At 71.2% G+C, this 9,079-nt stretch carries 7 protein-coding genes; 3 read left to right on the forward strand and 4 right to left on the reverse strand.

What is annotated here, in order from left to right; genetic code table 11:
* From ACOV8S_RS05215 to ACOV8S_RS05225, 3 genes are all read right to left on the reverse strand, one after another.
* The coding region (locus ACOV8S_RS05215) for a DJ-1/PfpI family protein (protein ID WP_448316339.1) at window positions 1-535 on the reverse strand (535 nt) is incomplete at its 3' end.
* Window positions 536-545: 10 nt separating this feature from the next.
* Window positions 546-1,145 carry a cysteine hydrolase family protein gene (locus ACOV8S_RS05220; RefSeq protein WP_448316340.1) on the reverse strand — a complete coding sequence of 200 codons (600 nt, stop codon included), beginning with the start codon at window positions 1,143-1,145 and terminating at the stop codon, window positions 546-548.
* Between the two features lie 140 nt (window positions 1,146-1,285).
* Window positions 1,286-2,737, reverse strand: coding sequence for an NCS2 family permease (locus ACOV8S_RS05225; protein ID WP_448316341.1), 1,452 nt, complete (start codon window positions 2,735-2,737; stop codon window positions 1,286-1,288).
* A 334-nt stretch (window positions 2,738-3,071) separates the two neighbouring features.
* Here ACOV8S_RS05225 and ACOV8S_RS05230 point away from each other — a divergent pair, with 334 nt between their 5' ends.
* The gene (locus tag ACOV8S_RS05230; protein ID WP_448316342.1) at window positions 3,072-3,689 is read left to right on the forward strand and encodes a helix-turn-helix domain-containing protein; all 618 of its coding nucleotides are present in this window, start codon (window positions 3,072-3,074) and stop codon (window positions 3,687-3,689) included.
* 221 nt (window positions 3,690-3,910) lie between these two features.
* On the opposite strand, the gene ACOV8S_RS05235 is transcribed toward ACOV8S_RS05230, so the two are convergent.
* On the reverse strand, window positions 3,911-5,302 hold the full coding sequence (locus ACOV8S_RS05235) for an endo-1,4-beta-xylanase (protein WP_448316343.1): 1,392 nt from the start codon (window positions 5,300-5,302) through the stop codon (window positions 3,911-3,913).
* Window positions 5,303-6,034: 732 nt separating this feature from the next.
* Here ACOV8S_RS05235 and ACOV8S_RS05240 point away from each other — a divergent pair.
* On the forward strand, window positions 6,035-7,705 hold the full coding sequence (locus tag ACOV8S_RS05240; RefSeq protein WP_448316344.1) for a cellulase family glycosylhydrolase: 1,671 nt from the start codon (window positions 6,035-6,037) through the stop codon (window positions 7,703-7,705).
* Between the two features lie 481 nt (window positions 7,706-8,186).
* Window positions 8,187-9,062 (forward strand): glutathione S-transferase C-terminal domain-containing protein, encoded by an 876-nt coding sequence (locus tag ACOV8S_RS05245; protein WP_448316345.1) that lies wholly within the window; start codon window positions 8,187-8,189, stop codon window positions 9,060-9,062.
* Window positions 9,063-9,079 lie beyond the last annotated feature (17 nt).

The following is a 9,079-nucleotide window of genomic DNA, read 5'->3' on the forward strand; positions in this document are numbered from 1 at the left end:
CCGCGGGACCGTGGCGGGTGGCGACGAGGTGCAGGGCCAGGTCGATGCCGCTGGCGATGCCGGCCGAGGTGATCACCCGGTCGTCCGTGGTGAACAGGACGTCGCGCACCACCAAGGCCTTCGGGTGGCTCCTGGCCAGTGCCTCCTGCACGTCGTGATGGGTGGTGCAGGTGCGGCCGTCGAGCAGACCGGCCCGGGCCAGCGCCAGCGCCCCCGCGCAGACGCTGGCGACCGTGCCGCCCCGCGCGTGGTGCTCCCGCAGCACCCGCAGCGCGGGGTCCCCGGCCTCCGGGCCGCCGCTGCGGCCGTCGGTCCGCCAGCCGGGGACGAGGACCAGGTCCTCGGGGGAGAGGGGCGGCCACTCGGTGTCCGCCGCCACCGGCAGACCCTGCGCGGTGGCGACCCTGGACTGTCCGGCGACGTAGGACAGGCGGTAGGGGTGCCCCTGGTCGGCCGCGGTGGAGAAGACCTGTGCGGGGCCGGCCAGGTCCAGCAGGTGGACTCCGGGCACCAGGAGGAAGACGACTCGGCTCACGATCCGGTCATCATGCCGGAAGAGCCGCCCCGGCCTCCAGCCGGTCGACCGTCGTGACGGTGGCGAACCGGCCCGCGAGGGCGTACTCGGTGCGCCGGACGACCTCCTCGGCCGGCAGCGTGCGCGGGTCGGCCAGGATCTCGGCGACGCTCCGGCCGGCGGGGGCGTCGCGGTGCGGGATCGGTCCGGTGGCGGTGGCGTCGACGACGAAGGTGACCCGGTGGCCGAGGTCGGCGGCGACCCGGGTGGTGGTCTCCACGCACTGCTCGGTGCGGATGCCGCACACGGTGAGCTCGCCGATGCCGCGCGTGGTGAGCAGCTGCTGCAGATTGGTGGTGGTGAACGCGTTGTGGGAGGTCTTGTGGATCAGCGGCTCGTCCTCCGCCCGGTGCAGCTCCTCCATCAGGCGCACCTGGCCGAGCGCCGGGTCGAAGAGGCCGCCGGTGCCGGGTTCGCAGTGCAGCACCCACACCACCAGGTCGCCGGCGGCACGGGCGAGGCGGACCAGCCGGTTCACCTTGCCGGCGATCTCCGGGTCGGAGATGGCCTCCCACTGCGGACCGGCACGGAAGGACTCCTGGACGTCGATGACGATCAGTGCTCTGTTCATGCCCTCAGCCTCGGCCACCGGCGACGGCCCGGGACAGGCCGCATCGGGTCCGGCGGCGGACCGATCCGGTCATCGGCCACGGCCGGTGTCCGGCGGCCGCGGAGGCCGCCGCCGGACACCGGCCGCAGGGGAGACGCGCCCTACTTGACGCCCAGCAGCATCTCGATCGGGCCGATGGCGAAGTAGGCCAGGAACAGCACCGCGGTGCCCCACAGCAGCCAGTGGACCTCGCGGGCCCGGCCCAGGCACGCCTTGATGACCACGTAGGCGACGAAGCCGGCGCCGATGCCGTTGGTGATCGAGTACGTGAACGGCATGACGGTGATCGTCAGGAAGGCGGGTATCGCCACGTCGTAGCGGTCCCACTCGATGTGCCGGACCTGCGTCATCATCAGGAAGCCGACCGCCACCAGCGCGGGGGAGGCCGCCTGCATCGGGACCATGGTCAGCAGCGGGGTGAAGAAGAGCGCGAGGGCGAACAGGCCGCCCGTGACCAGGCTGGCGAAGCCCGTGCGGGCGCCCTCGCCGACACCGGCCGCGGACTCCACGTAGGTGGTGGCGGACGAGGAGGAGGCCACGCCGCCGGCGACCGCCGCGGCGCCGTCGATCAGCAGGACGCGGCTCAGGCCGGGAACCTGGCCCCGCTCGTCGAGCAGTCCGGCCTCGGCGGTGACGCCGACGACCGTGCCCATGGTGTCGAAGAAGTCCGACAGGATCAGCGTGAAGATCAGCAGGACCACGGTCAGCACGGTCACCTGGCCGAAGGAGCCGAGCAGGTCGAACTGGAAGAGCAGCCCGAAGTCGGGAGCGGCGACCGGGTTGTCGGGCAGCGCCGGGGTGGTCAGGCCCCAGCTCTTCACGTCGGCGAGCGCGTTGATGACGATGGCCAGCAGCGTCATCAGGACGATGCTGATGAGGATGGCGCCCTTCACCTTGCGGGCGAGCAGCACGATCGTCACCAGGACGCCGAGGCAGAAGACGAGGATCGGCCAGCCGCCGAGGGTGCCGGTGCCCAGCTGCACGGGCACGGTGGTGTTGGCGGCGTCCGGGATACGGGTGACGAAGCCGGCGTCGACGAAGCCGATGAAGGCGATGAACAGGCCGATGCCGACGCTGATCGCCTGCTTCAGGGGCTGCGGGATGGCGTGCATGATCGCCTCGCGCAGACCGGTCATCACCAGCACGCAGATCAGCAGGCCCTCGAGCACGACCAGGCCCATCGCGTCGTCCCAGGCCATCAGCGGGGCGATCTGGAAGGCGACGACCGCGTTGAGCCCGAGGCCGGCGGCGAGGGCGAGCGGGAGGTTGCCGCCCACACCCATGATCACCGTCATCACCGCGGCGACCAGGGCGGTGGCCGTGGCGAGCTGCGGGACGTCGAGCTGGTCGCCGAACTTGTCCTTGGCGCTGCCCAGGATGATCGGGTTGAGCACCAGGATGTACGCCATGGTGAAGAAGGTGGCCAGTCCGCCGCGGACTTCCCGGCCGAGGGTCGATCCCCGCTCGCTGATGCGGAAGAACCGGTCCAGACCGCCGCCGCCACCACCGCCGCCGGAGGGCGGCGCGGCGGGACCAGCATCTGTTTTGTGCATGACGTCTCCTGGGACGAACGGGCAGGGGGAGATCGCGAGGGCGCCGTCGTGGACGGAGCACGCCGCACGATGTGACGAACGTGTGTGCGGCGTCTCGCGGTGCGGATCATACGCATCCCGCGCCAGGTCACAACTCCTCTGTGTATACGCTGAGTTGATCATGCATCACGTTCTCGTAGGTAGCTACGAACCTCGCGGTGATCTATCCCGCCCAACCGGGACACCGCAGACAGTGGCCATGGAACAACGCCCCGTGACTGCATAGTCTCCGCCCGTGCATCCACCACTCCCTTTCAACGCACGCGCTGCCCGCACACTGCGCGAGAGGCTCGGGATGGCCCCCGGCCATGTCGCCTACGGAATGCGCGCCTCCTACGGGATGAGCTACGTGACGCCCGATCACATCGCCGCCTGGGAACGTGGCGTCGCCATGCCCAGCCTCCAGGAACTGACCGCGCTCGCCGGCGCCCTGTGGTGTGCCCCGGGAGACCTCATGGGCGCGCCACGCACCCTGCGGGAGCACCGGCTGGCCCGGGGGATGGCCCCCGAGGACGTCGCCCACTCGATCGGCATGGGCGTGGGCGACTACCTCCGCATGGAGGAGACCGGACGGTGGACGGGGAGCGCCTACCAGTCCACCCAGCTGGGCCGCACCCTCCAGCTGGCGCCGCCCGACATGGTGGCCGTCACCGGTCTCGAGGGAGAACTCGAGGCGCTGCTGGTGGAGGCGGTCTCCACCCGGTGGCAGGCACACATCCGCGCCGTCGCACGGCTGCTGTCGATGGAGAAGCGCGAACTGCAGGAACCCTTACGCGTCATGCACGGCGAGTACCAGAACCTCATCGCCAGGACACTGAGCCGGGCCGCCGGCGCGGCCACCTCCGGCGAGGAGGGGAAGAACTACCTCGACGGCATCGTCCAGCGCTTCTGGGAATGCCTCGGCAGCCGGTGACCGGCGGGCGCACGGCACGGACGGTGTGAACGCGGACACCCCCGCCGGAGGATCCGGCGGGGGCGCCTGGGGGGTGTTCGCCGGCCACAAGGCGTGTGGCCGGCGGCCGACCGTGGTGGGGGGCACGGTCACGGGAACCGGACCGGCCTGCCGGGGGAGGGGGGCACGTCCTCCGTCCCGGCAGGACCGGCAGGTCCCCCGTCAGGCCCGAGGGCCTGGGTTCAGGAGACCGAGCAACCGGTCACGGTCGGAGCGGTGCTGCCACCGTTCGCCGTGAAGCCGAAGCTGGTCGAGGCGCCGGCCGCGAGCGAGCCGTTGTGGGGGGCGTTCTTGACCGTCACCGTGCTGCCGCTGGTGGTGGAGACGCCGTTCCACAGCGAGGCGATGGTCTGCCCGGAGGGCATGGTCAGCGTGACGGTCCACCTGCTGATGGCGGCGCTGCCGGCCTTGACGGTCACCGTGCCGTTGTAGCCGCCCGACCACGAGGAGTCGGCCTTGAAGCTCGCGGTGCAGGAACCGCTGCCGGCGGGCGGCGGGCTGGTGGGCGGCTGCGTCGTCGGCGGCGGGCTGGTCGGAGGCGTGGTGGTGCCGCCGTTCAGCACGTTGAGGACGGCGGTGTACGCCGGCTTCTTCTGGTAGCTGCCGTCGAAGAGCAGCGGGGTGCCGCTCGAGCGCCAGGAGTACTTGTCGGTGACGCCCCAGACGGTGATGCCCGTGCAACGGCTCACCGCCAGGCAGCCCTTGACGACCTTCTCGTAGTCGGCGGCCTGCGTGGAGCCGGAGCCCTCGATGTCGAGCTCGGTGAGCTGGACGTCGACGCCCAGAGCGGCGAAGCGCTCGAGGTTCTGCTGGAAGTCGGCGGTCACCGGGGAGTTGGAGTTGAAGTGCCCCTGGAAGCCCACGCAGTCGATCGGCACGCCACGGGACTTGAAGTCCTTGACCATGTTGTACACGGCCGTCGACTTCGCGTTGATCCCGTCGGTGTTGTAGTCGTTGTAGCAGAGCTTGGCCGCCGGGTCGACGGAGCGCGCGATCTTGAACGCCTCCTCGATGTACCCCGCGCCCAGCTTGTCCTGGAAGGGCGAGCTGCGGCGGGCGCCGCTGCTGCCGTCCTGGTAGGCCTCGTTCACCACGTCCCAGGCCGCGATCTGGCCCTTGTAGTGGGTCATCACCTCGGTGATGTGGGTGGTCATGGCCTTGCGGAGCTCGTCGGCGCTCAGCGAACCGACCCAGCTGGGCAGCTGCGAGTGCCAGACCAGGGTGTGGCCGCGGACCTGCATGCTGCGGCTCTTGGCGTGGTTGACGATCTTGTCGGCGTTGGCGAAGTTGAAGCTGCCGCGGCTGGGCTCGAGAGCGTCCCACTTCATTTCGTTCTCCGGCGTCACCGAGTTGAACTCGGTGTTCAGCGTGTTGACGTAGTCCGTCTCGCTGAGCCGGTTGTTCGCGACCGCCGTGCCGAAGTAGCGGCCCTTCGCAGAGGCGGCGGCGCCGAGCGTGGTGGCCGCCTCGGCCGAGCCGGCCAGGGCGACCATTCCGCCGAGGGCCATGGCGCCCGCCGTCCCGAGGACGACCGCCTTTCTTGCGGCTGTGTGCCACAAGGACTGCATCTTCATCGTCTTGCGACCCTTCGCTGGGGGTGGCCAGGATCGAACAGGCAGTGGTCGGCTTGGACGGCGCCTCACCGAAACTTTCGTACCGCATCGAAACGCAAGCTGTGCCGTGAGGCGCCGTTTACTGCTGCGAGGCGAGAAATTAGCGAACTGGAGAGGGAGTTGCGCCCCAGGGGGCAATTTTTGTTACGAAACTTCGTCGCAACTTTCGCCTCACGGGTCCGCAACAGAGCGCCCCGCCGGGAAGGAAATCGTCGACGGGGCGCAGGTGGGAGTGGAGCACGCGTGATGCCGGAGCGGAGCAGGAGGAGAAGCTGACGTCGGTGCGCAGGAGGGGGGCGAGATCCTGGCGCGTCGGTCGCACTGCGTCTCCCGGGTGGGGGGACGAGAGCGTTGGGAGCGCTCCCACATCAAGAGTGCGTAAAGCGCCACCGAAGGGCAACACCCGATCCCGCCACCTTCGCCCTGGGGTGTTGGGGAAATGGACGCGATGCCGGGGGTGCGTGCGGGCCCCGTGACGTGGGTGGTTGGACAACTCGCCTGCTTTTGAGGGGGGTTCATATTCTTGGCGCATCCTCAGCCTTGACGCGGACCCTGACGGCTGGATTCATGGGAGCGCTCCCATGTATGCGTTCCACCCTCTCGTGCCGACGGCCCGAGAACCTGCTGTCCCCCTATCCGCGCATCCCCTCACCGGTGGCCGGACTCAGCCGGCGCCGGACTGCTGGAGGCAGAGTGAGAACCGCACGCGCACCAAGACGACGGCCCCTGGCGGCCGTGATCGCCACCCTGGCCACGCTCCTCGGGCTGCTCGCCCTCGGCGCCGCGCCCGCCCAGGCCAAGGAGCCCGCCCAGGCTGCGGCCGCCCCGGCCGGCCTCCGGGTCACCGACGGCCGCGTGGTCGAGAGCAACGGCAACGCCTTCGTGATGCGCGGGGTCAACCACGCGCACACCTGGTACCAGAGCCAGACGAAGTCGTTCGCCGACATCAAGGCGCTCGGCGCCAACACCGTCCGCGTCGTGCTCGCCGACGGGCACCGGTGGACCGCCAACAGCGCCTCCGACGTGGCCGCCGTGGTCGACCGCTGCAAGGCCAACAAGCTGATCTGCGTCCTGGAGGTGCACGACACCACCGGGTACGGCGAGGAGTCCGCCGCGGGCACGCTGGAGCAGGCCGCGAATTACTGGATCGGCCTCAAGGACGTTCTCGCGGGCCAGGAAGACTACGTTGTCATCAACATCGGCAACGAGCCGTGGGGCAACAACAACTACACCGGCTGGACGGACGCCACCAAGAACGCGATCGCCAAACTCCGCGGCGCCGGCTTCCGGCACGCGCTGATGGTGGACGCGCCCAACTGGGGCCAGGACTGGTCGAACACGATGCGCGACAACGCCGCCTCGGTCTTCGCCTCCGACCCGGACCGCAACACCGTCTTCTCGATCCACATGTACGGCGTGTACGACACGGCGGCCGAGGTGCAGAGCTACCTGAACACCTTCGTCACCAACAAACTGCCCATCGTGGTGGGCGAGTTCGGCCACGACCACAGCGACGGCAACCCGGACGAGGACGCCATCATGGCGACCGCGCAGTCCCTCGGCATCGGCTACATCGGCTGGTCGTGGAGCGGCAACGGCGGCGGGGTCGAGTACCTCGACATGGCGACCAACTTCGACGCCGCCTCCCTGACCAGCTGGGGCACCCGCTTCTTCAAGGGCGCCAACGGCATCGCCCAGACCTCCCGCGAGGCCACGGTCTACTCCGGCGGCACGGGCGGCGACACCCAGGCGCCCACCGCCCCCGGCACGCCGAAGGCGTCCACCGTGAGCTCGAGCTCGGTGGCCCTCACCTGGTCGGCCTCGTCTGACAACGTTGGCGTGACGGGCTACGAGGTGGTCCGCGTCGACGGCTCCTCGCAGACGGTGGTCGCCACCTCGGCCACCACCTCCGCCACGGTGAGCGGCCTGTCCGCGGGCACCGCCTACACCTTCGCGGTCCGGGCCCGCGACGCGGCCGGCAACCGCTCGGCCAACTCGGCCGGCCTGCAGGTCACCACGCAGCCCGGCGGGGACACCCCGAGCGGCAGCTGCGCGGTGGGCTACAAGATCACCAACCAGTGGTCCGGCGGCTTCCAGGGCGAGATCGTCCTGCGCAACACCGCCACCACGGCGGTCAGCAACTGGAAGCTCGCCTTCTCCTTCGCCGACGGCCAGAAGATCAGCAACATGTGGGGCGGCACCGTCGCCCAGTCGGGCGCCGCGGTGACCGTCACCCCCGCCTCCTACACCACCACCATCGCGGCGGGCGGCTCCGTCACCCTGGGCTTCCTCGCCTCGAAGGGGAGCGCCAACACCGCTCCCGCCACCTTCACCCTGAACGGGGCGGCCTGCTCCGCCCTGTGATCCGTGCCGGCGGCCGCCCGCCCGTGACGGCCGTCCTCGACGCCCCGCCGGTCCGCCGGCGGGGCGTACGCGTTCCCCGGGACGCCCAGGCGTGCCCGTCCCGCGCCGCCCGCCGGTGGGCCTCCTCCTTCCACAGGGTGAGACGCCGGCGACGGACCGTGCCGGGTCCCTTGACGTTGCCGGAGTGCCGCCTGACACTCCGTCGAGTAACCCTGGTGGATCGATGGGGGATCACATGGGCAGTGTGGGAGGGGACCTCGGGAGCGACGCCGTCCGCGTCGCCATCCGTCCGCTGCCCCTGCTGACCTCCCGCCGCCACATCGATCTCATGCGTGTGTGCAGTGCCGCACGGTGCCCGCACGGCGGTGCCGTCACCACCGGTCGCGTCTGACCGGTCCGCGAAGGCACCCCGACCCGGCGCGCGCGGGACCGCGCGCGCCGGCGCCTTCCCGCACCCGCGCCGAGCACCCCAGGGAGAACCATGTCTGCCATCCGGCCCTCCGCCGTGCCGTCCTTCCGCGGCCGAATCGGTAGCGATGCGCGCAGCGGCTACTACGCCGCGGCGCGCCGCTACCGGCTCCACCTCTCCGTCTCCTGTCCGCAGAGCCTGCGGATCGCCGTCACCCACAGGCTGCTCGGCCTGGGCGAGGCCCTGCCGGTCACGCTGCTGCCCGCCGTGCCGGACGGGCCCGACGGGGGGCACCGGCTCCTGCGGCCGCTGTACGAGGCCAGCTCCCATCAGTACCCGGGCCCGGCCGCCGCTCCCGTGCTCCACGACACCTGGACCGGACGGATCGTCAGCACGCACACGCCCGACATCCTGCGCGACCTGGTCCGGCAGTTCGGCGCCGACGGCCCCGACCTCCTCCCGCACGGCGCCGAGGAGGCGATCGCGGGCACCGACCGGCTCTGCGAGGAGGACATCGCCGGCGCGGCCCAGCGCGCCGGGCTGCCCGGCACGGACCAGGCGGCGCGCGACGCGGCGCTGGCCACCCTGCTGGAGGCGCTGCACACGCTGGAGCAGCGGCTCGCCCGCCAGGACCACGTGGTGGGCGACCGGCTCACCCTCGCGGACGTGCAGGTCTGGGCGACGCTGCTGCAGCTCGACACCGTGCACCGTCACCACCTGGACGCCGCCGCGGTGCACCGGATCACCGACCATCCCCGGCTGTGGGCGTACGCGCGACGACTCGCCGCGCACCCGGCCTTCGGGTCCCACCTCGACCTGGACGGCATCGCCCGCAGGCACCACGCCCGCTGCCGGGGCGAGGAGGCCGCGGGCGCGGCGGTGCAGATCGTGGACTGGGCGGCGTGCGCCCGGCCGGCCGTGCCCGAGCCGGCGCGGCAGTCCGGCTGACCGGCGCGGCCGGCGGG

This window comes from Streptomyces sp. CO7 (genome assembly GCF_053474865.1).